The organism is Devosia sp. A16, assembly GCF_001402915.1.
Lineage (GTDB): Bacteria > Pseudomonadota > Alphaproteobacteria > Rhizobiales > Devosiaceae > Devosia_A.
Genome location: NZ_CP012945.1, coordinates 1092152 through 1119150 on the forward strand (window position 1 = coordinate 1092152; position 26999 = coordinate 1119150).

The 26999-nt window shown below is 66.0% G+C and carries 24 protein-coding genes; 17 read left to right on the forward strand and 7 right to left on the reverse strand.

Features of this window, described 5'->3' with window-relative positions; all coding sequences use genetic code 11:
* The first annotated feature begins 51 nt into the window (after positions 1-51).
* The 3 genes from APS40_RS05310 to sciP all read left to right on the forward strand — a co-directional run bounded on the left by APS40_RS05310 (position 52) and on the right by sciP (position 3388).
* Positions 52-1779, forward strand: coding sequence for a flagellar hook-length control protein FliK (locus APS40_RS05310; protein ID WP_156342839.1), 1728 nt, complete (start codon positions 52-54; stop codon positions 1777-1779).
* A gap of 87 nt (positions 1780-1866) precedes the next feature.
* A complete protein-coding gene (locus tag APS40_RS05315) occupies positions 1867-2556 on the forward strand; it encodes a flagellar hook assembly protein FlgD (protein WP_055046066.1) in 690 nt (229 codons plus the stop codon).
* Positions 2557-3109: 553 nt separating this feature from the next.
* Positions 3110-3388, forward strand: coding sequence for a CtrA inhibitor SciP (gene sciP, locus APS40_RS05320; protein ID WP_055046067.1), 279 nt, complete (start codon positions 3110-3112; stop codon positions 3386-3388).
* Positions 3389-3486: 98 nt separating this feature from the next.
* Here sciP and APS40_RS05325 read toward each other — a convergent pair whose 3' ends face one another.
* Positions 3487-4113 carry a glutathione S-transferase family protein gene (locus tag APS40_RS05325; RefSeq protein WP_055046068.1) on the reverse strand — a complete coding sequence of 209 codons (627 nt, stop codon included), beginning with the start codon at positions 4111-4113 and terminating at the stop codon, positions 3487-3489.
* A gap of 154 nt (positions 4114-4267) precedes the next feature.
* On the opposite strand from APS40_RS05325, the gene fliF reads away from it, so the two are divergent.
* The 8 genes from fliF (at position 4268) to APS40_RS05365 (ending at position 13580) form a co-directional block, all read left to right on the forward strand.
* Positions 4268-5950 carry a flagellar basal-body MS-ring/collar protein FliF gene (gene fliF, locus APS40_RS05330; protein WP_055046069.1) on the forward strand — a complete coding sequence of 561 codons (1683 nt, stop codon included), beginning with the start codon at positions 4268-4270 and terminating at the stop codon, positions 5948-5950.
* An 11-nt stretch (positions 5951-5961) separates the two neighbouring features.
* Complete coding sequence (fliG, locus tag APS40_RS05335; RefSeq protein WP_082434204.1) at positions 5962-7038, forward strand: flagellar motor switch protein FliG; 1077 nt, start codon at positions 5962-5964, stop codon at positions 7036-7038.
* A complete protein-coding gene (gene fliH, locus APS40_RS05340; RefSeq protein ID WP_055046070.1) occupies positions 7038-7679 on the forward strand; it encodes a FliH/SctL family protein in 642 nt (213 codons plus the stop codon). Before fliG ends, fliH begins: the two co-directional genes overlap by 1 nt.
* Positions 7680-7711: 32 nt before the next feature.
* Entirely contained in the window at positions 7712-7999 is a 288-nt protein-coding gene (gene fliN / locus APS40_RS05345; protein WP_236884260.1) for a flagellar motor switch protein FliN, read from the forward strand.
* A gap of 214 nt (positions 8000-8213) precedes the next feature.
* Entirely contained in the window at positions 8214-9584 is a 1371-nt protein-coding gene (gene flbD, locus APS40_RS05350; RefSeq protein ID WP_055046072.1) for a sigma-54-dependent transcriptional regulator FlbD, read from the forward strand.
* A gap of 171 nt (positions 9585-9755) precedes the next feature.
* The gene (flhA, locus tag APS40_RS05355; RefSeq protein WP_055046073.1) at positions 9756-11891 is read left to right on the forward strand and encodes a flagellar biosynthesis protein FlhA; all 2136 of its coding nucleotides are present in this window, start codon (positions 9756-9758) and stop codon (positions 11889-11891) included.
* Positions 11892-11970: 79 nt separating this feature from the next.
* Positions 11971-13107 (forward strand): zinc-binding metallopeptidase family protein, encoded by a 1137-nt coding sequence (locus APS40_RS05360; protein WP_082434205.1) that lies wholly within the window; start codon positions 11971-11973, stop codon positions 13105-13107.
* Between the two features lie 38 nt (positions 13108-13145).
* Positions 13146-13580: a GNAT family N-acetyltransferase gene (locus tag APS40_RS05365; RefSeq protein WP_055046074.1), complete on the forward strand. Its 435-nt coding sequence runs from the start codon at positions 13146-13148 to the stop codon at positions 13578-13580.
* A gap of 323 nt (positions 13581-13903) precedes the next feature.
* Here APS40_RS05365 and APS40_RS05370 read toward each other — a convergent pair whose 3' ends face one another.
* Positions 13904-14458 (reverse strand): thioredoxin domain-containing protein, encoded by a 555-nt coding sequence (locus APS40_RS05370; RefSeq protein WP_055046075.1) that lies wholly within the window; start codon positions 14456-14458, stop codon positions 13904-13906.
* A 196-nt stretch (positions 14459-14654) separates the two neighbouring features.
* Between APS40_RS05370 and APS40_RS05375 the strand changes: the two genes are divergently transcribed.
* Entirely contained in the window at positions 14655-15620 is a 966-nt protein-coding gene (locus tag APS40_RS05375; RefSeq protein ID WP_055046076.1) for a PRC-barrel domain-containing protein, read from the forward strand.
* A 67-nt stretch (positions 15621-15687) separates the two neighbouring features.
* Here the strand turns inward: APS40_RS05375 and fliJ are convergent, their stop codons facing one another.
* A complete protein-coding gene (fliJ, locus tag APS40_RS05380; protein WP_055046077.1) occupies positions 15688-16101 on the reverse strand; it encodes a flagellar export protein FliJ in 414 nt (137 codons plus the stop codon).
* Between the two features lie 28 nt (positions 16102-16129).
* Positions 16130-17470 carry a flagellar protein export ATPase FliI gene (fliI, locus tag APS40_RS05385; RefSeq protein ID WP_055046078.1) on the reverse strand — a complete coding sequence of 447 codons (1341 nt, stop codon included), beginning with the start codon at positions 17468-17470 and terminating at the stop codon, positions 16130-16132.
* A 393-nt stretch (positions 17471-17863) separates the two neighbouring features.
* Between fliI and ctrA the strand changes: the two genes are divergently transcribed.
* The 3 genes from ctrA (at position 17864) to APS40_RS05400 (ending at position 22767) form a co-directional block, all read left to right on the forward strand.
* Complete coding sequence (ctrA, locus tag APS40_RS05390) at positions 17864-18574, forward strand: response regulator transcription factor CtrA (protein ID WP_055046079.1); 711 nt, start codon at positions 17864-17866, stop codon at positions 18572-18574.
* A 342-nt stretch (positions 18575-18916) separates the two neighbouring features.
* Positions 18917-19837 (forward strand): phosphotransferase family protein, encoded by a 921-nt coding sequence (locus APS40_RS05395; protein WP_055046080.1) that lies wholly within the window; start codon positions 18917-18919, stop codon positions 19835-19837.
* 263 nt (positions 19838-20100) lie between these two features.
* Positions 20101-22767 carry an autotransporter family protein gene (locus APS40_RS05400; RefSeq protein ID WP_055046081.1) on the forward strand — a complete coding sequence of 889 codons (2667 nt, stop codon included), beginning with the start codon at positions 20101-20103 and terminating at the stop codon, positions 22765-22767.
* 27 nt (positions 22768-22794) lie between these two features.
* Here the strand turns inward: APS40_RS05400 and APS40_RS05405 are convergent, their stop codons facing one another.
* The 3 genes from APS40_RS05405 to APS40_RS05415 form a co-directional block, all read right to left on the reverse strand.
* On the reverse strand, positions 22795-23175 hold the full coding sequence (locus tag APS40_RS05405; protein ID WP_055046082.1) for a response regulator: 381 nt from the start codon (positions 23173-23175) through the stop codon (positions 22795-22797).
* A 339-nt stretch (positions 23176-23514) separates the two neighbouring features.
* Entirely contained in the window at positions 23515-24189 is a 675-nt protein-coding gene (locus tag APS40_RS05410; protein ID WP_055046083.1) for a histidine phosphotransferase family protein, read from the reverse strand.
* A 61-nt stretch (positions 24190-24250) separates the two neighbouring features.
* Positions 24251-24775 (reverse strand): YHS domain-containing (seleno)protein, encoded by a 525-nt coding sequence (locus APS40_RS05415; protein ID WP_055046084.1) that lies wholly within the window; start codon positions 24773-24775, stop codon positions 24251-24253.
* A 184-nt stretch (positions 24776-24959) separates the two neighbouring features.
* Between APS40_RS05415 and APS40_RS05420 the strand changes: the two genes are divergently transcribed.
* The gene (locus tag APS40_RS05420; protein ID WP_055046085.1) at positions 24960-25559 is read left to right on the forward strand and encodes a DUF1134 domain-containing protein; all 600 of its coding nucleotides are present in this window, start codon (positions 24960-24962) and stop codon (positions 25557-25559) included.
* A gap of 164 nt (positions 25560-25723) precedes the next feature.
* Positions 25724-26908 (forward strand): hypothetical protein, encoded by a 1185-nt coding sequence (locus APS40_RS05425; RefSeq protein ID WP_055046086.1) that lies wholly within the window; start codon positions 25724-25726, stop codon positions 26906-26908.
* Positions 26909-26999: the final 91 nt, after the last annotated feature.

Consider the following 26999-nt stretch of genomic DNA (forward strand, 5'->3'; position numbering starts at 1 on the left):
GCACGGCCCTTGCATCGCTGCTGTTGGAGCAGTGTGTCCCGCGAGGCGTTCGTGACGGTTACGGTTGGATTTGCACCATCGGCAACGCCCGGCTTGATCAGCGGGGCGCCGGGTGCTGCGCAAGAGGAGCAGGCGCCGGAAGGACTGTTCGCCGCCCTGTTGGCCCGCCTCGATGCCAATGCCGCATCGGGCGATGAGGTCTCGGCCGGCGCGTTCGGCGCCTTGATCCAGACGCTGCTCGAACAGGCGACCTCTCCGGCGCCGGAGCCCAAGACCGAGCTCGACGACGAGACGGTCGCCGAAGCGAACGAAACTTCGGAAACCGCCTCGGTCGACGGCAAGCTCGATCCGTCGCAGCAGGCGCAGGGCAAATCGCTGCTCAAGACCCTTGGCGATGCGCTCGTTGCGCTCAGCGATGCGCAGCAGGCGGGCAAGCCCGTCGATCCGGCGCTGGAAAAGAAGCTGAACGAGGCGCTCGACGCGGTCGCCGTCTATCTCGGCGTGTTCACCCCACCGACCGCCATCGATCCCCGCCTCAGCGCGCTGGCCAACGGCGAGCACGTACTGCCGGTCGCGGCACCGGCGACGCCCCCGCCCGCCGCGCCTCCCGTCGCGGCGCCACCGGCAACCAGGGCGCCGGCCGCTCCGGCAGGCGAGCCTGCCGGCGCCGCGCCTCCAGCCCTGCCGGAGGCCGCGATCCCCGCTTCGCAGCCGGCCGCCGACGCCGCGCTCGTGCCCGAAGCGAAATTGCCGGCGGCGGCGTCCGACGCGCCTCCGCCGCAACCGGCGCCCGCCGCGCTGCAGCAGCTGGGCATGGCGATCGGCAAGCTGGCCGACAAGCTCGCGACCGAGAATCCTGACCTCGCGGGCAAGCTCGCTGCCTTGGCGGATAGCCTCAAGTCGGGCGACGGCGAAACCGCCGCAGCCGCGCTGGGGCTCGACGATGCCGCGGCCGAACCCGAGCTCGAGCGCATTCTGGCGGCCCTGGGTGCGGCGAGGCCAAGCGCCAGAACCGCCGAAGCCAAACCGTTCGCTGCCCCGACGCTGGCACTGCCGGACGGCGTGACCGCGCCCGCCGCTAAAGCTGAGGCGCCCGCGGCTCCACCGCCGACACCGAAGCTCGAAACCCCGGCGCCGGAAATCGGCAAGCCGACCGCCTCCCCCGTCGCAGTGCGCATCGAAAAGCCTGAACCGGCGGACGCCAGGCCGGCGCCCACCCAGGCCGCCTCCCCGCCCGCCGGGCAGAGCGACGCCGCCGCACTCGCCAATGGGCAATCGACCCCGCCTGCCCCGCCGGTCGCTGCCGCCCGCATCATCCATGCCGCCTACCAGGCGCCGCTGCAGCAGGTGAATGTGCCGCAGGTGGCGTTCGAGGTGGCGCGGCAGTTCGAGGCCGGCAACAGCCGCTTCCAGATCCGCCTCGACCCGCCCGAACTGGGGCGTATCGACGTCAAGCTCGATGTCGACAAATCCGGCACCGTCAACGCCCGCCTGACCGTCGAGCGCCCCGAAACACTCGACCTGATGCAGCGCGACCAGCGCGCCCTGCAGCAGGCGCTGCAGCAGGCCGGGCTCGACGGCCAAAAGACCAATCTCGAATTCTCGCTGCGCCAGAACCCCTTCGCCCAGCAGGGCGGCGCCGGTGACGGGCGCGGCGACCAGTCCGCCTTCAACGGCCGCGGCGACAGTCTTGCCGGCGGCGAAGATATGGCGGCGGAAGCCGCGACCACCACCCATCGGGGCTCGGCATCGGCCAGCGGCCTCAACCTGTTCGTCTAGGGCGCCACCCGCCCTCGTCTGTCGTATCGCGGGATCGAACGAGGAAAGCCCGGTGGGCTTTTCCGGTCCCACCCAAAGGAGGCCCAGATGGCCGTTTCCGGTGTCAATTCCAGTGCGAGCAACGCGCTCAACACGAGCCGCCAGTCGATCGCGCAGAACTTCGACACGTTCCTGCAGCTGCTGACCACCCAGCTCCGGAACCAGAACCCGCTCGATCCGCTCGACACCAACCAGTTCACTCAGCAGTTGGTGCAGTTCACCGGGGTGGAGCAGCAGCTCAAGACCAATGAATTCCTTCAGGCCATGATGACCTCGACGCAGACCGCCAATAATTCCCAGGCGGTGAGCTATGTCGGCAAGATCGTCACCGCCTCGGGCACCAAGGCCGAGCTGGTCGACGGCGCGGCGCGCTGGAACTTCGCCGTTGAGGCCAAGGCCAACATCACCGCCACGGTGAAGGATGCTAACGGCAACGTCGTCTACACCAAGTCGGGCGCCGTCGAAAAAGGCGAGAGCGTCTTCACCTGGGACGGCATCGGCAATGACGGCACCAGGAAGCCCGACGGCACCTATTCGGTCAGCATCGAGGCACGCGACGTAGCCACCGGCAAGCTGGTCGGCGTCGCCACCGAAATGACCGGCGAGGTGACCGGCGTGGACTTCTCCGGCTCCGAGCCGGTGCTGATCGTCGGCTCGGCCCGCGTCAACCTCTCGGCGATCCTGTCGGTCAGGGCCAAGACCGCCGCGGACGCGCCGGCCGAAGAAGAAGCGCCGTAGATCTATTGGAAGCGATGAGGGTGGGCACCGGGTTCCCCCGACCCACCGGCTGTCACCCCAGCGAAAGCTAGACCAGACGCCCTGCAGTTCCCCGAGGCTCGGTGTGATCCCCGCGAAACGGGGAACTCGGTTTTGCGATCGTGCAAACGGCCAAGAAAACCGAGGTTCCCGCTTTCGCGGGAATGACCCGGTGCGCGGGGTACGACCCTGGCTTGGCGCAGATGAGCTTTCACTGCGATGATGCCTGCTCGAGGGGCTGCCAGTGGGCTGCCAACCCCTCCGTGCATCAGCCTCCGTCGGGCATCCCGTCCCGCTAAACGCCTGGTCCCCGACCCCGCGGCACGCCCGGCCAGTCACGACAAATAGAGACACATTTCTGCAACTTGCGCCGAAGCCTTGCGGGCGGAATCGAGCGCGCCCACCTGTGGAAATGTTAATGTCGAGACACCCCGAAAGCCCCGGCTTTTAACGCATTTTAAGTAATGCCTTAGCCGAATTTTAAGTGCGATGGGGCTAGGGTTCGGGATGTGGTCAGGTTGAGTAAGTGAGTACAATGACCGTACAGATGCGTCCGCGTGTTAAGTACGTGATCGGCCCGGACGGAAGTCCGCTGACGATCGCCGATCTCCCCCCCAAAGACACTCGTCGCTGGGTTATCCGCCGCAAGGCTGAGGTGGTTGCTGCCGTGCGCGGTGGACTGTTGAGCCTCGAAGAAGCCTGCCAGCGTTACACGCTCTCCGTCGATGAATTCCTCAACTGGCAGGCCGCCATCGACAAGCATGGCCTCGCCGGTCTGCGCACGACCTGGATCCAGCACTACCGCGAAGGCTGAAGCCAGCCGGTGCTGACGATGAACCCGCCCGGGACAGCCGCGGCGGGTTTTGTCGTTCGTAGCATCGCCGAAGGCCGGTGGCTGCGGCCCTGACCCGACTAAGGCGTGCTGCCGCCCATATATTTCTGCCCTTCCGGCGTCGCCTTCAGCCGCTCGTAGTGCTCGCTCACCGCCGGCAGGTCCGGCTTGTCGAACGGGGTCGAGAACCAGCGGTGCGACGACACCGCCAGCCCGATATCGGCGATGGACAGCCGGCCATTGGCGGCGAAGCCGCCCCCGGCCGCCAGTTGCACCTCGAGGATCTGCATCCGCGCGGTCCAGTTGCGGATCGAGTCGACGATGCGCTTCTCGTCGGTGAAAGCCGGGTTCCTGCGCATCAGCGCATAGACTGCATAGCCCCACTGGGCGTTGAGCTCGGCCACCTGCCAGGTCAGCCATTGATCGACCAGCGCCCGCTCCTTCGCTGCCACCGGCCACAGCCCGCTGCGCCGCGACTCCGCCAGGTAGCGCATGATGGCGTTGCTCTCCCACAGGACGAACCCGTCATCGATGATGACCGGCACCTGGGCATTTGGGTTGAGCTGCAGGAACTCCGGCACCCGCGGGTCCCGGTCCGGCATGCCCCAGACCTCGGTCTCGTAGTCGATGCCGATCAGGTCCGCGGTCCAGCGGACCTTGCGCACGTTGATCGAGGTCACTCGACCGAGGATTTTCAGCGTCGCCATTCCAACCACTCCTTAACCTAACCCGGCAAACGTTGCCGCCTTTTTGCATTATGCAACGGCCGGTTAATCACTTGTTTACCATCCACTGGGTAATTTTTGCCTATGGGCTCGGTGCGTTGGCGCGCACCCAAAAAAAGACAAGGGTACGGTCCGCGTGGACGGGTTGCTGCAGTTCTTCAACCGCCTCGGTCTGGCGCGCGTCGCCGCCATGGCCGTCATTGCTGTGCTGATGCTGGGGTTCTTTGCCTTCCTCATCATGCGCGCCTCGACGCCGCCTCTGGCGCCGCTCTATTCCGGCCTCTCGTTCGAGGATTCGGCGGCCATCGTCTCCGAACTGCAGACCCAGAACGTCAACTACGAGCTGCGCGGCGAAGGCGACACCATACTGGTGCCACGCGACCAGATCACGCAAATCCGCATGGCGCTGGCGCAGAACGGCCTGCCCAACAAGGGCCAGGTCGGCTACGAGATCTTCGACCAGCAGTCGACGCTGGGCGCCACCAGCTTCGTCCAGAACATCAACAATGTCCGGGCCCTCGAAGGCGAGCTGGCCCGCACCATCTCGTCGCTCGCCCGGATCAAGAGCGCCCGCGTCCACCTGGTGCTGCCCGAGCGCGCGCTGTTCAGCCGCGAGCAGAAGGACCCCACCGCCTCGATCGTCCTGGCGGTGCGCGGCGAACTGTCGGCCGGCGAGATCCGCGCCATCCAGCATCTCGCCGCCTCCGCCATCGAGGGCCTGACCCCGGCCCGCGTCTCGGTGGTCGACGATACGGGGCGGCTGCTCGCCTCGGGCGCCGGCAACGGCCCCGAGGATGTCATCGCCGGCGAGACCGAGGAACGCACCCTCAACGTCGAGAACCGCCTGCGCGCCCGCGTCGAGGACCTGCTCGCCAACATTGTCGGCTCCGGCAGGGCCCGGGTGCAGGTTTCGGCCGAGCTCGACATGAACCGGCTGAGCAAGACCTCCGAGACCTTCGATCCGAACGGCCAGGTGATCCGCTCCACCCAGACCCGTGACCTCTCCAATTCCGCCCAGAACGGCAATAGCGGCCAGGTCAGCGTCTCCAACGAGCTGCCCGGCGCCTCCGCCAACTCCGGCAGCGGCGCCGCCACCATGGAGCAGGGCTCGACCACCGAAGAGACCACCAATTTCGAAATCTCCAAGGTCACCGAGACGGCGCTGACCGAGGCCGGCGGCATCAAGCGCTTGTCGATCGCCGTGGTGGTCGACGGCACCTATACCACCGACCCCAACGGCAACTCGGTCTATACCCCCCGGGCCCAGCCCGAGATCGACCAGATCACCGCGCTGGTGAAGTCCGCCGTCGGCTTCTCCGATGCGCGCGGCGACCAGGTGCAGGTCGCCAACCTGCAGTTCGCCGATCGGCCGGAGCTGACCGCGCAGGGCACCAGCGAACCCGGCCTGTTCGACTTCACGCGCGACGACCTGATGAACGGCGCCGAGATGGCAGTGACGCTGCTGATCGCCCTGGCGCTGGTGTTCTTCGTGCTGCGCCCGCTGCTCAAGCGGGTGCTCGCCCCCGAGGCCAAGCCGCTGGCCCTCCCCGCCAGCGCCGAGCTGGGCGCCGCCCCCGGGGCGCACGGGCCGGGCGAGTTCGGCGGCAACACCGTCGTCTCCACCCTCCCCAACCTCAATGGCGAGTATGTCGACGAGGACGAGCAGCCCCGCAAGCCGCGGGTCCCTGCCTGGATGAACAACGCCAAGTCGATGGGCGAAACCCAGGCCAATACCCTCAAGACCGTCGGACAGCTGGTCGACGAGAACCCCAAGCAGGCCGCGCTGATCGTGCGCGACTGGCTGGCGAGCGCCACGTGAGGACCCGCTAGATGGCCGCCGCAGCCGCCCTCGCCCAGACCACCGACCAGGTGATGAGCAAGCAGCTGGTCGTCGGCAACGACGCCAGCCAGCGCGCCCTCACCGGCGACGAGAAAGCCGCCGTGCTGCTCCTGGCGCTTGGTCCGGATTTCGGCAAGCCGATCCTCGAAGAGCTGGACGAGATGGAAATCCGCCAGCTGTCGCGCGCCATGGTCAAGCTCGGGCCGATAACTCCCGAGATGCTGGATTCGCTGCTGATCGAGTTCGTCACCCGCGTCTCCTCCAACGGCACCATTGCCGGCAATTCCGACACCACCGAGCGGCTGCTGCTGAGCTTCCTGCCGCAGGAGCGGGTCGATTCGATCATGGAAGAAATCCGTGGTCCCGCCGGCCGCAACATGTGGGAGAAACTCTCGAACGTTCAGGAGGACATTCTCGCCAGCTACCTGAAGAACGAGTACCCGCAGACCATCGCCGTGGTGCTCTCCAAGATCGCCACCGACCATTCCGGCAAGGTGCTCGCCGCGCTGCCCGAGGAACTGGCGATGGATGTGGTACAGCGCATGCTGGCGCTCGATCCGGTGCAGAAGGAAATCCTCGAGAAGATCGAGACGACGCTGCGCACCGAGTTCATGTCGACGCTCTCGACCACCAAGCGCCGCGACAGCCACGAGCAGATGGCCGAGATCTTCAACTCCTTCGATCGCCAGACCGAAGCGCGCTTCATCACCACGCTCGAGGAACGCGATCGCGACGGCGCCGACCGCATCAAGGCGCTGATGTTCACCTTCGAGGACCTGGCCCGGCTCGAGCCTTCGGCGATCCAGACGCTGGTGCAGAAGATGGACAAGAAGGAGCTGGCGCTGGCCCTCAAGGGCGCCAACGACACCGTCAAGGAGGTGTTCTTCGCCAATATGTCGGCCCGTGCCGGCAAGATGCTCAAAGACGACATGGAAGCCATGGGCCCGGTGCGGCTCAAGGATGTCGACGAGGCGCAGGGCCGCATGGTCGCCACCGCCAAGGATCTCGCCGCCAAAGGCGAGATCGTCATCACCAAGGGCAAGGCCGATGAGGAGATGATCGGCTGATGAGCGCCGCGCCCGCCAAGTTCACCTTCGACCTCGATCTCGGACGCCGCCAAGAGCGCAACTCGCTGGTCACCGAGACGGCGATGGCCGCATTGATCGAAGAGGCGCGCCGCGAGGGCCGTGAGGCCGGCCTCGCCGAGGGCGAGCGCACCGCCGTCGCCCGGGCCGCCAAGGCCGAAGCGGCGGCTGCCGAAGCGCTGGCGGTACGGGTCGCCGCGATGGCCGGCGGCATGGACGATGCGAAAAAGCAGACCATTGCCGAGGCAATCGAATTGTCGCTGTCGATCGCGAGAAAACTCGCCGGCGGTCTGATCGCCCGCCAGCCCACCGCCGAGATCGAGCAACTGGTGGCCGAGTGCATGGCGACGCTGGACGGCGTGCCGCACCTCGTCATCCGTTGCGAGCCGGCGCTCGCCGACGCCGTGCGCGATATCGCCACATCGAGGATGACCACCTCCGGCTTCACGGGCCGGCTGGTGGTTCTCGGCGACCCCGAGATCGCCATCGGCGACGCGCGCATCGAGTGGGCCGATGGCGGCGTGGTGCGCGACATCAGGAAGCTGAGCGCCGAGATCGACGCCAGGATCGCCGACTATTTTGCCGCCCGCGGCATCCGAGTTAACGAGGAGACCGAGCAATGAGCACCGGCGATACCGGGGTCACCTTCGAGGAAATGGCGGCCCCTGGCCGCGACGGCTACACCCCGCCCGGCGAGAAGACCGCCGCCGACCTCGAGGCCGTATTCGACGTTCCCGTCCGCATCTCGGTGGTGCTCGGCCGCGCCAAGGTGCCGGTCGCGAGCCTGCTCAAGATGGATGTCGGCACCGTGGTGGAGCTCGACCGGCAGGTCGGCGAAGCCGTCGAGATCTACGTCAACGACCGGCTCGTGGCGCGTGGCGAAATCGTCCTCGTCGAGAACCGCCTCGGCGTCACCATGACCGAAATCATCAAGGCAGCGTGATGCTCGGACGCGACACACTGCGCCATCAGTCAGGCCTTCTCCCCTTGTGGGAGAAGGTGGGCGAAGCCCGGATGAGGGGTCCGCGGGCGAAGCCTGCGCGCTCGGAGCGAAGTGACGGACGGCCGGTGTCCGCTGAACCAACCCCTCATCCGCCCTTCGGGCACCTTCTCCCACAAGAGGAGAAGGCATCAAACCGAGAGTTCGGAGACTACCCATGCGGCTACTGATCGTCGGCGCCCTCGAAGGCCAGCTCACCACCGCCACCAAGCTCGCCATGGATGGCGGCGCCAAGGTGGCGCATGCCCCCTCGATCGAGATCGCGCTGGCTTCGCTGCGCGCCGGCCGGGGCGCCGATCTGCTGCTGGTCGACGTGATGATGGATATTGCCGGGCTGATCGCCGGGCTGGACGGCGAGCGCATCGTCATCCCGGTGGTCGCCTGCGGTACCGAGAGCAATGCTGCCGCGGCTGTAAACGCCATCCGCGCCGGGGCCAAGGAATATATCCCGTTGCCGCCCGACGCCGAGCTGATCGCCGCCGTCATCGCCGCGGTCGCTCGCGAATCCTCGGATTTCCTCTATCGCGATCCAGTGATGGCGCGGGTGGTAAAACTTGCCGAGCAGGTCGCCCCGTCCGAGGCCTCAGTGCTGATCACCGGCGAAAGCGGCACCGGCAAGGAGGTGATGGCAAAATACCTCCACTCCCGCTCCAAGCGCGCTTCCCGCGCCTTCATCTCGATCAACTGCGCCGCCATCCCCGAGGCGCTGCTCGAGAGCGAACTGTTCGGCCACGAGAAGGGCGCCTTTACCGGCGCCATCGCCCGCCGCATCGGCAAGTTCGAGGAAGCCTCGGGCGGCACGCTGCTGCTCGACGAAATCTCGGAGATGGATGTCCGCCTGCAGGCCAAGCTGCTCCGCGCCATCCAGGAGCGGCTGATCGACCGTGTCGGCGGCACCAAGCCGGTGCCGGTCGATATCCGCATCATCGCCACCTCCAACCGCAACCTCAGCGAGGCGGTGAAGGAAGGCAGCTTCCGCGAGGACCTGCTGTTCCGTCTCAACGTGGTGAACCTGAAGCTGCCGCCGCTGCGCGAGCGTCCCGGCGATACGGCGGCGCTGGCCGACCATTTCGTCGAGAAATATGCCAAGGCGAACGGTCTCGGTCGTCGCGTCCTCTCGGCCGAGGCCCGCGAGGCCCTGCTCCGTGCCCCCTGGCCGGGCAATGTGCGCGAGCTCGAAAATACCCTGCACCGCGCAGTGCTGCTGTCGGGCGGCGAGATCATCGGCCCCGACGCGATCTCGATGCCCGACGGCACCGGCCTCAGCGAGGTGGTCGCCATGGCGTCGGTGGCGACGCAAGCCGCGCAGACCGCCGAAACCATCTCGCGCGCCATGGTCGGCCGCACCGTCGCCGACGTCGAACGCGACCTGATCCTCGATACTCTCGACCACGTGTTGGGGAACCGCACCCACGCCGCCAACATCCTCGGCATCTCGATCCGCACGCTCCGCAACAAGCTCAACCAGTATGCCGATGAAGGCGTGGCGGTGCCCGGTCCGGGCGAACAGCGGAACTCGGCAGCGTGATGGGGCAACTGCCGGCAGACGACCCCCTCCCATCCTCCCCCATAAAGGGGGAGGTGCCGCATCCAGTATTCGGCACGATCGTGCCACGAGCTCGACTCTTCACCTCCCCCCTTGTGGAGGAGGCCGGGAGGGGGCCGTCTCTATCTGTCGTCCTCATGTCGGAGCCCACGCGTGGCTGATCTCTCCGCCCCCGGCCCATCCGGCCTGAAGCTGCCGACCTTCTCGGTCCGGGGGCTGCTGAAGTCGCTCGGCTCGTCCGAGATCGGGCTGGCGCTCGGCATCATGGGGATCATCGTCGTCCTCATCGTGCCGCTGCCGCCGCTGCTGCTCGACCTGCTGCTGGCGATCTCGATCGTCTTTTCGGTGCTGATCCTGATGACGGCGCTGTTCATCCAGACGCCGCTCGAGTTCTCGTCGTTCCCGACGGTGCTGCTGATCGCCGCCATGCTGCGCCTGGCGCTGAACCTTGCCACCACGCGCCTGATCCTCGCCGAGGGCCATAACGGCACCGATGCCGCCGGTCACGTCATCGAGGCGTTCGGCGAGTTCATCACCAGGGGCAATTTCGTCATCGGCGTGGTGGTGTTCGCCATCCTGATCATCGTCAACTTCATCGTCATCACCAAGGGCTCGGGCCGCATCGCCGAAGTCGCGGCGCGCTTCAACCTCGACGCCATGCCCGGCAAGCAGATGGCGATCGACGCCGACCTTTCCGCCGGCCTGATCGATGAGGCCACCGCCCGCAGGCGCCGCGAGACCCTCGAAGCCGAGAGCGCCTTCTTCGGCAACATGGACGGCGCTTCGAAATTCGTGCGCGGCGACGCCATTGCCGGCCTGCTCATCACCTTCATCAACATCATTGCCGGGCTGGTCATCGGCATGTTGCAGGAGGGTTTGAGCTTCGCCGAGGCCGGGCACAACTACACTCTGCTGACCATCGGCGACGGCCTCGTCAGCCAGATTCCGGCGCTGATCGTCTCCACCGCCGCGGGCCTCTTGGTCTCCAAGGCCGGCGTCACCGGTTCGGCCGACAAGGCGCTGGTCGCCCAGTTCACCGGCTATCCCAAGGCGCTGGGCATGTCGGCGGCCGTCATCGGCGCGCTGGCGCTGCTCCCCGGCATGCCGATCATCCCGTTTCTGGCGCTGGCCGGCGGTGTCGGCTGGCTCGCCTTCAAGTCGGGCAAGAAGAAAGCGGCCTCGGCCGAACGCGCCATCGTCGAAGCGGCTCTGGAACAGGGCCCGACCGGTGGCAGCCCGCTGTCGCAGGAAGCCCCGATTACCGACAGCCTCAAGATCGACGAGCTCAAGCTCGAGCTCGGCTATGGCCTCCTGTCGCTGGTCAAGGAAGACGATACGGGCACCGATCGGCTGACCGAACAGATCAAGGCGCTGCGCCGGCAGCTCGCCACCGAGCTCGGCTTCATCATGCCGCCGGTCCGCATCCTCGACAACATGCAGCTCGAGCCCAACGACTACAAGGTCAAGATCAAGGAGGTCGATGCCGGCCGCGGCCAGATCTTCGCGCACCAGCTGATGGTGATGGATCCGATGGGCAAGGAGATCAACCTGCCCGGAATCCACACCACCGAGCCGACCTTCGGGCTGCCCGCCACCTGGATCGAGCCGGCCCTGCGCGACGAAGCGGAGCTGCGGGGTTATTCGATCATTGATCCCTCGACGGTGATCTCCACCCACCTCACCGAGGTGCTGAAGGCCAACGTCTCGGACCTCTTGAGCTACGCCAATGTGCAGTCGCTGCTGGCCGGGCTGTCGAAGGAGCAACAGAAGCTGGTCGAGGACATCATCCCCAGCCAGATTTCGGTCTCCGGCGTGCAGCGCGTGCTGCAGACCCTGCTCATCGAGCGCATCTCGATCCGCGACCTGCCGACCATCCTCGAAGGCATCGCCGAGATCGCCGGCCCGGGCCGCACTGCCCAGACCATTGCCGAGCACGTGCGCTCGCGTCTGGCGCGTCAGCTCTGCGCCGCCAATCTCGGCCCCGACGGCAACCTGCCGCTGCTGACGCTCTCGCCGCAATGGGAACGCGATTTCGCCGAGGCGCTGGTCGGCGAAGGCAATGATCGCCACCTCGCCATGGCCCCCTCGCGCCTGCAGCAGTTCATCGTCGGTATCCAGCAAGGCTTCGAGAACGCCGCGCAGATGGGCGAAATCCCGGTGCTCATCACCAGCCCCGGCATCCGTCCGCATGTCCGCGCGATCATCGAGCGCTTCCGCCCGCAGACCGTGGTGATGAGCCAGAACGAAGTGCACCCGCGGGTGCGGCTGAAGACGATCGGGAGCGTCTGAGCCAGGCGAGGCGAGCCCGCGGAATGGAACCGCCACGCGGCCGGAGCATTGTGCTCCCCGCCTCACCCCTTGGGCCCTGATGAAGCTCTTTCGCTGCGACCATTGCGGTCACCTGCTCTACTTCGAGAACACCCGCTGCGAGCGCTGCGGGCGGGCGCTTGGTTATGGCCCGCTCACCAACAACCTGTTCTCGCTCGATGGCGGACCGGACGTCTGGACGGCCCCGGCCGCGTCCAGCCGGGAGTTCGTCTACTGCGCCAATGCGACTCACGGCGCCTGCAACTGGCTGCTGCCGCACGCCCCGGGCGCCGATCCCTATTGTCTCGCCTGCCGCCACAACGGCCTGGTCCCGGACATCGAGAACCCGGTCGATCTCGGCCGTTGGCAGGCGATCGAGCGGGCCAAGAAGCGCCTGATCTACTCGCTGCTGCGCCTGCACCTGCCACTCGCCACCCGCAACCAGGACGCGGTGCACGGCCTGAGCTTTCAGTTCCTCAACGAGGAAATCGCCCCGGCGCCGGTACTGACGGGGCACGACAGCGGCATCATCACCCTGGCGCTGAAGGAGGCCGACGACGCGGCGCGCGAGTATCGCCGCACCCAGTTCAACGAGCCCTACCGTACCTTGCTTGGCCATTTCCGCCACGAGATCGGCCACTACTACTGGGACCTGCTGGTGGCCGGGCGTCCGGCCCTCGAGCCGTTTCGCGCCCTGTTCGGCGACGAGAGCGCCGACTATGAGACTGCGCTGCAGGCCCATTATGCCAATGGCGCCCCTGCCGGCTGGCAGCAGCACTACATCTCGGCCTATGCCACCTCCCACCCCTGGGAAGATTTCGCCGAGACCTTCGCCCACTACCTCCACCTTGTCGACACCACCGAGATGGCGGCCGCGTTCGGCGTCAATCTCCGGCCGGCCGTCGACAAGGCAGGAGAGCTCACCGCCCGGCTCGACTATGACCCTTATGCCAGCGCCGACATCGACGAGCTGATCGAAAACTGGATTCCACTCGCCTCGCTGATGAACAACCTCAACCGCGCCATCGGCCAGCACGATGCCTACCCGTTCGTCCTCACCCTGGAAGTGATTGCCAAGCTCGGCTTCGTCGCGCGGCTGGTGCACGAGGCCGGCGCCGTGCAATGGACCGTCCCCGGCCCGACAGGACCGGTGCCGATCAACGCGCCCGCTGGCCCGACCGAGCTGCCGCGCCCCTGAGGCTGGAGCCGCCAGCGCGGATGTGATCTCTATCCGGCATGCACGATATCACCCTCCTCAGCGTCCCGGTGTTTTCCACTCTTGCCAACGCCGGCTTCGCGTTGCGTCGCGAGGTCTTCGTCATCGAGCAGCGCATTCCCGAAGCCGAGGAGTTCGATGCCGACGACCTCACCGCGACGCATGTTGTGGCGATTGCCGCCGGCAACGTGGTGGGCACGCTGCGCATCATCTGGACGCCGGAGCATATAAAGATCGGCCGCGTCGTGGTTTCGCAGCTTTGGCGCGGCCAGGGCATCTCCTCCCGCCTGCTCCATTTCGCCATGGATCTGGCGCGTCGGCGCGGCGAAACCCGCTTCTATCTCACCGCCCAGCACGACAAGCTCGCCGTCTACGAAAAGCTCGGATTCGTCGCCTTCGGCGAGCCGTTCGACGATGGCTCAGGCATCCTTCACCTCAAGATGAAGACTTACTGAGGCCTTGCCGGATTAATTCAATCTTTACCGGTTAACCCGGCAAACCGGGCGCCGCCGTCAAATCTCCGCTAGCTTGCTCGACATGGGGCGCTTCGCCGTCTCGAAAGAACGCTGGGAGGCGTGGAAGGCCGGACCCCGGAAAACGGGGCCGGCCTTTGATCTTGGTAATGTCAGGGCGCCCGCACATATCCCGCGGGGGGCACCCCCGCGACAGCTTCTATGCGCAGGTTTCCCCCCAAGACCTCCTCCTTCACCGGAGTCATCAGGTGGGAGTTGAGGGATCGAGCCCAACAATCTCGCCGGCGCAGCGCGACGCGGAAAAACTAATCCAGCCGTTTCACCCAAGCCGAGACTTCGTCGCCGCTGCTCATATCCGCCTGCACGATCCCGTCGATCATGAAGCTGGGCGAGACGTGAATGCCGTTCTGCCTGGCATAGCGGGCGTCCCAGCGGGTTGATCTGTCGAGCTGCGGCTCGTCGAACGCCGCCATCAGTTCGAGCCCGGTATAGCCCTCGATCCGCCGGATCAGGTCGTTCGGGGTGGCGTCGCGGTTCGGCCCGGTGGCATGCCGCTCGAACTCGAATTCCTCGCGATGATCGTACACCGCCTGCATGACCCGTTTCGCCGCCGACTTGCCTTCGGGCAGGCTCGCCGCGGCGTAGATCCCCCTGACGATCACCGGCGAGAACATGTGCCAGGGCTGCGAGTGCAGCCTGAGCTTCAGCGTCAGCTTGTCCTCTCCCACCGCCTGCAGCAACGCGTCGAGCTTGCCGAAAGCCTTGCCCGAGTAAGGGCAGGTCGGCTCGAGGAACAGCTCGAGCACCCTCGGTCCATGTCCCCATACCAGCGGATCGACCCGGAACTCAGCCACGGCAATACCTTTCGTTCGAAACCCGAGCCCAGGTTACCCGGCCCGCCGCCCCGGCCTATCGGACATTGGTTGAAGTTTGCCCCCGCTCGGAACACTCACGGGGTCATGACGTTGTGCATCCATCGGGCCGTGCGGCACGCCACAGCCAAGCGATGTGCCGCACGGCCTTGTTCATGAACGACACGAACGAGAGGACGATACAATGTTCCGCACCCTTCTGACCACCACGGCGCTTGCGACGCTGCTGACGGCGGGCGCCATGGCACAGGATGCCGCTGCGCCGGCAACCGAGGCGCCGGCCACTGAGACAGCCCCCGCGGCAACCACGGAGGCCGCCCCGGCGGCGCAGCTCGACAGCTCGATCCTCGCCTCCGGCTACACCGTCACCGACAAGGACAACCTTGCCACTGAAATCATCGGCAAACAGGTCTACTCCTCCACTGACGCCAACGCCGAGCATATCGGTGACGTCAACAACCTGGTGGTCGGCGAAAATGGCGAGATCGCCGCAGTGATCATCGGGGTCGGCGGCTTCCTTGGGATCGGCGAAAAGAACGTCGCCGTGAACTATTCCGAGCTGCAGTGGGTCACCGCAGAGGACGGCAGCGAGCGCTTCGTGCTTCCCACCAGCAAGGAAGCGCTGGAGCAGGCCCCTGACTTCAAGACCACCGAGGACGCCGCGGCTCCTGCAGCCGATGCCAATGCGCCGGCGGCAACGGCTCCTGCGGACAATGCTGCTCCGGCCGACCAGCCCGCTGACGCCATGGCGCCGGCCGATCAGAGCACCGCTCCCGCGGCAGCGCCGGCCACCGGTCCGATCGACCGCGCCACGCTGACCGACGCGCCGCTCACCGCCGAGGAACTGATCGGCACCAATGCCTACGGCCCCGGTGACGAGCATCTCGGCGCCATCGGCGACGTGATCCTTGCGGCCGACGGCAAGGCCGTGGAAGCGGTGATTATCGATTTCGGCGGCTTCCTCGGGATTGGCACCAAGCCGGTGGCTGTGGCGATCGAGAACCTTCGCTTCGCCACCAACCAGAACGGCGACAAGTTCCTGTTCGTCAACGTGACGCGCGACCAGCTCGACAAGGCCGTCGCCTACAACAAGGATACCTGGGAAGCCGAGCGCGACACCCAGCTGCTGAAGACCGACCCGCAGCAGTAATCGCTCAACCCAAGCACGAAAGGCCCGCTCCGGCGGGCCTTTTTTTCATCTGTCGATGCGATGCGGCTCAGCGACGGATGTGCCGCAGCCTGCCGATCTCGTCGTATTCCGCCTGCTCGGACTTGGCTTCGGCGGCGGCCTCGCGGCCATGCTCGCGCTGGTCCAGGAGCTCGACCTTCTTGAGGTCTTCCACCGCTTCGGCCAGCGCATCCTGCGCCGCCTCGAGATTGCCCTTCATGTCGTTGGCCGAGGCCAGCAGGTTGTCCCTGCGGGCTATCGCCGCCTTGGCGAAGGTCGAATAGGCGAAATGCGCGATGTCCGAGATGCCGGTCTTCTGCTGCTCGATTTCGATCTGCTGGTCGAGTTCGGCGGCCATCCGCTCGAAATCGGCGATCATCATCTCGATCTGCGTGACCTGGCGGCGCTTCTCGTCGACCTGAAACTTCTTAAGCCGGATCAGGCTCTCGCTGCGCGACTTCATGACTTGTACTCCTTACACCTCAAGTCATTCACTTCACTGACGCAGATTGCTCGCCCACCTTTTCCAGGATCGCTTCCAGCATGACATAGCCGTCGGCGATCGAGGTGCGCTCCTCCCGCTGCTGGCTCAGAAACGCCTCCAGCGCCGGGTTGATCGCGATGGCACGGTCCACGCCTGGATCCGATCCCTTCCGGTAAGCCCCCAGCCGGATCAGTTCCTCCATGTCGGCAAATGTCGACATGAGCTCCCGCGCCTTCTGCAGGGTCGGCCGCACATTGGCCGGCACGCACCCAGGCATGGTTCGCGAGATAGACCGGAGCACATTGACCGCCGGATAGCGTCCCCGCTCGGCGATCGAGCGCTCCATCACGATGTGCCCATCGAGAATGCCGCGAACGGCGTCCGCAATGGGCTCATTGTGATCGTCACCTTCCACCAAAACGGTAAATAGACCGGTAATGGAGCCGGAGTCGGCAAGCCCCGGACCGGCCCGTTCCAGCAATCTCGGCAGCTCGGTGAAAACCGTCGGCGGATAGCCTTTGGCGGTCGGCGGCTCGCCGATGGCAAGGCCGATCTCGCGCTGCGCCTGGGCGAAGCGGGTGAGGCTGTCCATCATGCACAGCACGCGCTTGCCCTGATCGCGGAAATACTCGCTCAGCGTGAGCGTCAGGTAGGCGGCCTGCCGCCGCATCAGCGCCGCCTCGTCCGAGGTCGCGACCACCACGACCGCCTGCTGGATACCTACCTCTCCCAGGTACTCGGTGACGAATTCCTGCACTTCGCGGCCGCGTTCCCCGATCAGCCCGATCACCGCCACGTCGACCTGCGCATTGCGCGCCAGCATGCTCATCAGTACCGACTTGCCGACGCCCGAACCGGCAAAGATGCCCATGCGCTGGCCCTCGCACATGGTGGTGAAGGTGTTGAGGGTCCGCACCCCCATATCCAGGGGATCGCCTACGCGCATGCGCTCATGCGCCGGCAGCGGCACCTGCCGCAGCGGATAGGGCGTGGCGCCCGGCTGCAGCGGCCCCTTGCCGTCGATCGGCTCGCCATCGGCGTTGATCACCCGGCCGAGCCAGTGCTCGGAGGGCTGCACTGCTCCGTCATGCCGCTTGAACAGCGCCCGGCAGCCCAGCCGTACCCCGTTCACCGCACCGAACGGCAGGCACAGCGCATGGCCGTCGCGAAAACCGATGATCTCGGCGCCGAGCATCCCGCCATTGGTGGTTTCGATCGAAACGCGGCCGCCGACGCGCAGCTCGCGCACCGGCCCGACCACTTCGATCAACAGGCCCTGCACGGTTTTGACCCGCCCGAAGACTTCCACGTCCTCGATCGCGTCAATGGCGGCTCTCAGGGACTGCATCGGCCTCTTTCACGCTGCCCGAATCGCTCGTCCACCACGGTAACCGAACGTTAAGCAAAAAGCGTTAACCATGGGGTCCTGCCCCACATTCGCCTGGGCTGTCCCAGGCCGCTTTCCACGCCCCCAGGGGCCCCAAATCCTTGAGTCGGCAGAGTCGATTGTAGAGCTTTCTTAACCTAATTTCTTAAGTCAGGTGAATGCAATTTTGATAGCATTTTCAACGACTTAACATATCACTAACGGGAGACCCATTGCATCTTGCGGATCAGAATTAAACTTTGTTAACTAATTGCGCTTAGGTTTGGGTCATATCCAGTAGGGTTCGGTTAAGGGTGACGCGCACAGCGCCTCATCCATGGTTCCAGCAGGGAACGGTTTAAGGGGATTGACGGCATGCGTGTACTCTTGATCGAGGACGACAGCGCGACAGCGCAGAGCATCGAGCTGATGCTCAAATCAGAGAGTTTCAACGTATACACGACGGACCTCGGCGAAGAGGGCGTCGACCTAGGCAAGCTCTATGACTACGACATCATCCTGCTCGACCTGAACCTTCCCGACATGTCGGGCTATGAAGTGCTGCGCACCCTGCGCGTAGCCAAGGTGCAGACCCCGATCCTGATCCTCAGTGGCCTTGCCGGCATCGAAGACAAGGTGCGCGGTCTCGGCTTCGGCGCCGACGACTACATGACCAAGCCGTTCCACAAGGACGAACTGGTCGCCCGCATTCACGCCATCGTGCGCCGGTCCAAGGGCCATGCCCAGTCGGTCATCAACACCGGCGACCTGAGCGTCAACCTCGACACCAAGACCGTCGAGGTCCAGTCGGCCCGCGTGCACCTGACCGGCAAGGAATATCAGATGCTGGAGCTGCTCTCGCTCCGCAAGGGCACTACCCTCACCAAGGAAATGTTCCTCAACCACCTTTATGGCGGGATGGACGAGCCCGAGCTGAAGATCATCGACGTCTTCATCTGCAAGCTCAGGAAAAAGCTCTCGGTCGCCACTGGCGGCAAGAACTACATCGAGACCGTCTGGGGCCGCGGCTACGTGCTGCGCGAGCCCGACGAGAACGAGAACTTCCAGGAATCGAGCGTCGCCTGATACCGGAGCGTTTCAGGAAGAGTTCTGAGACTTTTCCGGTTCGAAAGCGCGACCAATCAAGAAGTCAGTCCTGCGTTGCGGCAGACCTGGGGAACCCCGTACCAGAAGGTGCGGGGTTTTCGCTATTGAAGGCCCAGAACTCTGGGCGCACACGACGTTCCTGGTGCATTCGCTCGCGGAGAATGGATACGACCCCCACATCACCGTCGTCCAAGCGGCGCCGTTTCGCTCTCCACCGATGTCTTCAAGGTATGCAATATTGAAGACGACCACGACATCGCGGCTAGCGAGACCGCAGCAGAGACGCTTGAGCGAGCCGCCGGCCGATGGCACCGTCACACCATGAACGACGTCGAGTGGATAGCCCCCGATCCGGATGCCGTGGCGGCTGCGCTTGCTGGCATAGGCATTCGCGTCGATCCGGCTGAGGTGAAGCTCCTGCCGCGCGACAATCGTTTCGCCGGCCGCCTGCCCGATCAGCGCATCGCCTGGTTCCCGACCGATCTCCTGGGCAAGGAGCGGCTGGCGCGAGAGAGCCGAGCCCTCGCCTTGATCGAGCGTTATTGCCGCTTCCGGGCGCCCCGCACGATCTACCATTCCGACGCCGGCTGGTACCTGCGCCGCGAGGTTCCCGGAACGTCCGATCCGTTCGCTACCTACCAGCGCGTTCTAGAGGACCGCCAGTTCGCGGCAACGCTGGGGGGCCAACTCGGGCGCCTGCTGGCGGACCAGCATCTGAGCCCGCCGCGTGCCGAACTCGGCGACTGGTTGCTCCCCCGCCCCGGCTGGCCCCCGCCGGTCGCCGACATCGCGGCGGACCTGCCGCGCGTCACCGGCGATCGCGGCCTGATCGATGCAGCGCTGGCGCTGCTCGCCCGGCACGAAGCCGCCGAGCAGGAAATCGGCGGCCGCGTTCTCGCCCACACCGATTTCGGCTTTCACAACATGGTGGTCACCTCGGACGGCGCGGTGGCTGGCGTGTTCGACTACGACGAAGCCGCGCTCACCGACCGGCACTACGACTTCCGCTACCTGCTGCTCGACGACCCCGATGACCGGCTGCTGCTCACCGCCATCGAGGCCTATCTCGCTGCCGGTGGTCAGCCGATCGAGCTTGCCCGCATCCACCTGCTCAACGCGGCCTCGGCGGTCGCCTTCCTCGCCTTCCGGAGCGACGCCGGGCCCGACGAGAAGCCGGCAGGACGGACCCTCGCCGAAGACCTGCGCTGGACCCGCCTGGCGCTGGCGCGTGCCGGCCAGTAAGCCCGGTCTGGCGCCGCCGCAGCCGTACGGCGTGAAAGGAAGCGGCAGCGTGTGCCATTGTGTTTGCAAGCATTCGCAGCGATGCTGTCGCGGGCCCTATACTGATTTGCTCCAATTGGAGTTGCACGTTGTTTGAGGCTATTTGCAACGCCGACCCCCTTGCTGACTCTCGCCATGCCCTGACCTGCCCTCCCCGCAGAGCCGGCGCGCTGCCGAAAGTCAGCGCCGCGGCTCTGGCGCTGGCAGGAGCGCTGGCGGGCGCAGTGCCAGCTTCGGCAGCCAGCTTCACCGCCGGCACCGCCACGGAGTTCGAGCAGGCGATCACCGACGCCAGCACCGACCCGGACAATGCCGACATCACGCTGCTCAACGACATCACGGTCAGCTCGACCCTCACCGAAGCGACCGCTCCAGGCACACTGGATATCTATACCGACGGGGGCTACACCCTTACCCTGGACGGGCCCGGCGCGATCTGGGATGCCGGCAGCTACACCTATTTCGCCGTTCAGGGATCGACCACTGGCGGGCTCACCGTTTCGAGTGGCGGCCAGCTCACGATCAGCGACAATCCCGCCAATCCGCAGCCCTATGGCATGCTCGACATGCGCGCCGGCATCTTCACCATCACGGGCGACGGAACCATCGTGAAGTCGACCTACTTCGCCGCTGGTCGCGAGGACAACACCACGGTGACCGTCACCGACGGCGCACATGTAATCACCACCAGCAGCGCCGCTTTGGGTGAGGATTCCAACACCACCAACGCCGCCGACATCACCGTGCTGGTTGATGGGGAGGGAACGGTCTGGGACGCCGGCTACTTTTCCGCCGGCGGCGCAGCGAACACCGTCGACGTGACGCTGTCGGGTGGCGCCGTCATCAATGCCGGCGCCGCCAGCATCGGCAGGAACGGCAACGCCACCATGCTGGTGACCGGCGCCGGCTCGGCCCTGGCTGTTTCGGGCAACCTCTATATCGGCGAGCGCTCGCCCTGGATCTCCGGCGCGGGCGTCGGCGACGGCGCCTTGACCATCAGCGATGGCGGCCTTGTCTCCGCCGATCGGGTCCTGCTGGGCGTGACCGGCAACGGGAGCTCGGATCCCGGCGTTACCGGCAACCTGCTCGTCGATACCGGCGGCACGCTCGCCACCGGGGAACTGGCCCCGGAGCTCGGCACCGGCACCGCGACCTTCGACAACGGCACCCTGCGCGCCACCGACAATGCGGCATCGCTGATCCACGGCTTCGCCCCCGGCCAGTTCGTCCTTCTCGGCGACGGCATGTTCCTCGATTCCAACGGTCTCGACGTGGTGGCCGAGAGCGGCATGTCCGGCGACGGCGCGCTGACCAAGCAGGGGCTGGGCACGCTGACGCTAACCGGTCCCAATACCTATCAGGGGGACACGTTCGTCACCACCGGCACGCTTGCCGCCGGCGTCACCAACACCTTCAGCGCCGCCTCCGACCATCACGTCGCGGCCGGCGCGGCGCTCGCCCTCAAGGGGTTCGACCAGACGGTCGCCTCGCTCCAGAACGCCGGCACCGTCAGCCTTGGCGGCGCGCCTGGCACCGTGCTCAGCATCACCGGCAACTATCAGGGCGATGCCGGGATCATCCTCATCAATACGGCGCTGGGCAACGACAGTTCGGTCACCGACCGGGTCGACGTCGGCGGCAACACCGCGGGCACCGGCAGCATTCGGGTCACCAATGTCGGCGGCACCGGCGCCCAGACCGTCGAAGGCATCCGGATCATCGATGTCCTCGGGACCTCGAGCGCCAGCTTTTCGCTGCTGGGCGACTATGAGTTCGAAGGGGAGCAGGCTGTGGTCGGTGGCGCTTACGCCTACCGGCTCTACCAGGGCAGCACCAGCAACCCGGGCGACGGCGACTGGTACTTGCGTTCGACCCTGATCCCGGATGGTCCCGACCCGCTCTATCAGGCGGGCGTCCCGCTCTACGAGAGCTATCCGCAGGTCCTCGCCATGCTCAACCAGCTCGGCACCCTGCAGCAGCGCGTCGGCAACCGCTCGTGGAGCGGCAACGACAGCACCGCCGGCGTCGTCGACCTTGGCGACCGCCAGGTCGAAACCGGCGGCATGTGGGGGCGGATCGAAGGCAACTATGCGCGCGAGGCGCTCGACACCACCTCCGGCGGCACCGACTACGATGCCACCCTATGGCGTCTGCAGGCCGGCCTCGACGGCGTGATCCAGCAAGGCGAACGCGGGGCGCTGGTCGGCGGCGCCTATCTGAGCTACGGCACGGTGGGCGCCGACGTCTCCTCGCGCTTCGGCAACGGCGACATCACAAGCTCCGGTTTCGGGGTTGGCGGCACGCTGACCTGGTATGATGCCAGCGGCTTCTACCTTGATGGCGTCGCCCAGTTGCAGTGGTTCGACAGCACGCTGAGCTCCAGCACTGCCGGGCTCGACCTGGTCAAGGGCAATAATGGCTTCGGCTACGCCCTCCGCCTCGAGGCTGGGAGCCGGATCACGCTGGGTGACGGCTGGTCGGTCACGCCGCAGGGCCAGATCGTCTACAGCGAGGTCTCCTTCGCTGATTTCACCGATGCCTTCGGCACCGCGGTGGGCCTGACCGATGGTGGCGGGTTGCAGGGCCGTCTCGGCATTTCTCTCGACCACGAAGACGCCAACGAGGCTGATGACGGGCTGGCACGCAGCCATTTCTATGGCATCGCCAACCTCTACTACCGGTTCGACAACAGCACGGGCGTCGAGGTCGGCGGCACTGCCCTGACGGCCAGCGCCGACCAGCTTTCCGGCGGGTTGGGGGTGGGTGGCAGCTACAACTGGGGTGACGACAGGTATTCCCTGTACGGCGAGGCATCGTTCCGCACCGGGCTCAACGCGCCCGGCGACAGCTACAGCCTCAACGCCAATGTCGGCTTGAGGGGGCGCTGGTAAGGTCCAGTCCCACCTGCGCCGAACCCATCAGGCGACGCTGGCGCGTTCGTTGGCCGAGGCGGTGAATTTGCCCTCGAGGTGGTCGCGGTCGAACGGCTTCATCATGTAGTCGTCGACCCCGGCCTTCAGCGCCAGCGCGATCTGCCCGATATCGTTCTCGGTGACCATATAGACCACGCGCGGCGTGTGGCCGCCGACATAGCCCCTCAGCAGTTTGAGGAACTCGAGGCCGCTCATCACCGGCATCTGCCAATCGAGCAGGATCGCGTCGGGCATTTCCTGACGGCACTTGTCGAAGGCTTCCTGCCCATCCTCCGCCTCGTCGACGATATAGTCGAGATCTTCCAGGATGCGGCGCGCCACCTTGCGCACCACACTGGAGTCGTCGACGACGAGGCAGGATTTCATGACGCTGTTCTCCGACCCAAGCTCAGCGGAAACGCCGGGCCAACCGGGCCCGCTTCCCCACCGCGCGACCGCCGCCGTGCCTCCCCGCTGGCCTGGCCCCCGCCGGCAGCAGTTCGACCCGCGCAGGCCGCTCGCTGCACTATCCTCTTAAATCTGCCTATGAATGGTTAGCGAGAACTGAACCCTTCTCCGTATCGGGCAAGATTTTTGTAGCAACGCCAGACCTTGTCGGCGCGAGCGTCGAGAAACAGCGCAGTAGCGCGCCGACCCGAGACTTGCAGAGATCAGACAGCCGCCATGCTCACGGCGGTCGGGACAATCGGCAAAGGCGGCGGCCGATCAGGCCGCGGCCGCTACCGCCTTGGGGGTTGCAGAGAACTCGAACACGTCGTTCTCGATGCCGACCTTGAGCTCCATGTCGGTCATCCTCGCCAGGATGCCGGTATAGAACGGCTGGATGCCGCGCGCATCGACGCCACCTTCCGGCGAGCCCGACAACAGCCCCTCGACCCCCGAAGGCATCAGCGTCTTCTGCCGCTTCTCAGGGTCGGATTTCGAGGTGAGGGTGAACACCTCGGCGCCGGCCGCCCCCTCGATCCTCGCCGTCACCACGCCGCCGCGCGGCACCGCCATGGCGGCGATCAGCAGCATGTTCATGAACAGCTTGGCCTTGTGCTTGGGCAACAGGATCAGCGGCACCTGCCAGTCGAGATCGGCCTTCTCGATCTCGAAATAGATCCGCGCCACCCGCTCGCACTCGCGGGTATCGAAATCCGTCCCGGCGGTGGACGATGCGCCATAGGCAAGGCGGGCGAACTCGAGCTTGGCGCGCGCCTGCTTGGCGGCGTTGGCAATCAGTTCCTGCGCCCCGTCGGCCATTGCCGACTGGGTCGGGTCGGCCAGCACCTCGAGCCCGTTGCCGATCGCCCCCACGGGATTGATCAGGTCATGGCAGACCCGAGAACACAGCATCGCCGCGAGGTCGGTCGCCTTGAGCTCGATGAAATCCGCCATTGTTGTGGGTCCTTGCCGTCGAATCAATTTTGCGTAGCCTAACCGCAACCTGCGGCTGGCCCTAGTGTGGCGCAGCCTGCGGGCTTTCGCCGTCGGCCGGGACCACGTCCGCCGCCTTGCCGACCGCGTCGGCCACGCTTCCCTCTGCGCCGGTCAGCGTGCCCTTCAGCCTGGCCCAGCCTTCAGCCGCCTGCTGCAGCGAGGCCTCCTCGCTCTGGAAGAACGCCTCGCGGTTGGCCACCGAATAGAACAGATAGAGCTTCATCCTCGAGATGACGTAGAGCCGCGGCTTGCCATCCGACAGGTAGCCGCGGCTGAGGCTGGTGGCGCAATGCCCGCCGAACTGCGGCGCATAGATCTCGGGGTTGCGCATGAACACGTCGCGGTTGGCCGCCGAGGCGAAATACCAGGGCGCCCCGCCCCACTGGTACTCGTAGTCGGCGAGGCCCTGCACCGGTTCCGGCTCGGTGAAATAGCTCACCGGATCATAGCCCTCGAGCGCCACGCCGGTCAGCGGGTCGGTGACAATGGCATCGACCAGGGCCGCAGCGCTTACCGGGAAGCTAAGGGCCAGCCACGCACTCACCCATAGAGCGGCAAGAAGCCCGGTTATGGTTAAGTTTTGTTTACGCTTTTGCCGCATCATTGCCGCCATGAACGCCTAGCTTGAGATGACCTCAGGCAAGCCGGATGCGCCGAACCTAGCGTCGTCATGGTAAGTACCGCGTAAATGGCCTGCCGCTCGAACTAAGCCCCTCCGGAGTGCCCTCATGCTCGACCGCATGGTCTACCTCATTCTTGCCGCCTTCGTCGCCCTGACCGCGGCCACGCTGGTGCTGACCCCCACCTTCAGCCAGGCGCAGGAAGCCCAGCAGGGTTCGCTCTCCGACACCTTTTCCGGCGACGAGCTCGTCGATACCGGTCACCAGTTCTTCGGCTCGGTCGCCCAGGGGCTGGCGTCGCTGGTCGAGCGCGCGGTGAGCCAGTTCGGCCTGCCCAACGCCTATATCCTCGGCGAGGAAGCCGGCGGCGCCATCTTCGCCGGCGCCCGCTATGGCGAAGGCACCATGTATACCCGGAACCAGGGCGAGCATCCGGTGTTCTGGCAGGGCCCGACCGTCGGCCTCGATTTCGGCGGCGACGGCTCCAAGGTCATGATGCTGGTCTACAACCTCGGCTCGGTGTCGGACGTCTATGGCCGATATCCCGGCGTCGACGGCTCCGCCTACGTCATCGGCGGCCTCGGCATGACGGTGATCAAGTATGGCAACGTGGTGATGGTGCCGATCCGCTCGGGCGTCGGCGCGCGGCTCGGCGTCAATGTCGGCTACCTGAAGTTCACCCAGGAGCCGACCTGGAATCCCTTCTGAGCCGGGCGAGGTTTCGACCCCGATCGGTCCATGCTCATCGTGACCGCGCGCCCGTCTTCCGGTAAGGTTACGGCCCGACAGCGATAGCCGGGGGCGGCCATTGCTGCCAACATGACGGGCGCGGACACCCGGGACCGGGCAGTTGCCGGTGGCGGAGTTGAGTTATGGTCATTGAGAACATCATGTATTTCGTGCTCGGCCTGCTCGTGGCCGGGCTGTTGGCGTTGATCATCATGCCGGCCGTCTGGCGCCGCGCGGTCCGCCTGACCAAGAAGCGCATCGAAGCGGCGACGCCGATGACCATGGCCGAGTTTCGCGCCGACAAGGATCAGTTGCGCGCCGAGTTCGCCCTCTCCACCCGGCGCCTCGAGATGAATGTCGAGGCGCTGCGCCGTCGCCTCGCCGACCAGCTCCGCGATATCAATCGCAAGAAGAACGAACTGGGCGGCATCAAGGGCGAGCGCGACAGCCACCTTCAGGTGGTGCGCGAGCTCGAGGAGCGCGAAGCCGAGGCCCGCCGCCGCATCCTCGAGCTGGAGAAGGAAGGCGCCGACCTCGCACAGAAGCTGCGCATGCGCGACCGCGAGCTGGGCGAGAAATCCAGTCAGCTCGATGCGGCCCGCGAAACCCTGCGTGGCAGCGCCCCGCGTGCCTTCGCCGTCGACGGCAAGGCGCTGAGCGGCAACTACAACACCGATATCGACGAGCTGCTGCAGTATCTCGAGATCGAGAAGAAGCGCTCCGAGTTCCTCGAGACGCAGAACCGCACGCTGATCGAGAGCCTCGAGAATTCCGACAAGTCCGGCGCCGCGGCGCGGGCAGCGGCCACCGAATTGCGTGAGAAGCTGGCCAAGCGCGATGACGTGGTGAGCGACGCCCAGTCCGATCTGGCCGAGGCCGAAGCCCGTATCGCCGACGCCGAAAGCCGCGTCTCGACCCTGCTCGCCGAAACCACCAAGCTGGTCGGCGACGGCGAGGAAAAACGCGACATGCTGCTGGCCGAGAAGCTCGGCCTCGAGGAAGAAATGGAAAAGCTCCGCGCCAAGGTGGCGAGCGTCGAGAACACCGTGATGGCCGACTGGGACAGCGACCGCATCGAGCAGTCGCACCTGCGCGAGCGGCTCAACGACATCGCCTCGGACGTCAGCCGCCTGGTCTATGCGCTGGAAGGCAACGGGCCGATCGACGAGGAAGAGAGCCTTGCCGCCCGCATGCAGAAATTCGTCGATGCCGAGGAAGCCCAGGCTGCCCCGGTGCGCGGGCCGAGGGCCAGGAAAGGCGGCGCCCCAGAGGGCCAGGCGGTGTCGGACCGCCTGAAGGCGCTGCGCGAGTTGCAGGACGGGAACTGAGCGAATACGCCGCACCATCAGTCGGGACTCCCTCTCCCGCTTGCGGGGGAGGGGGAACCAGCCGAAAGGCTGGTGGGAGGGGGGTGCCACA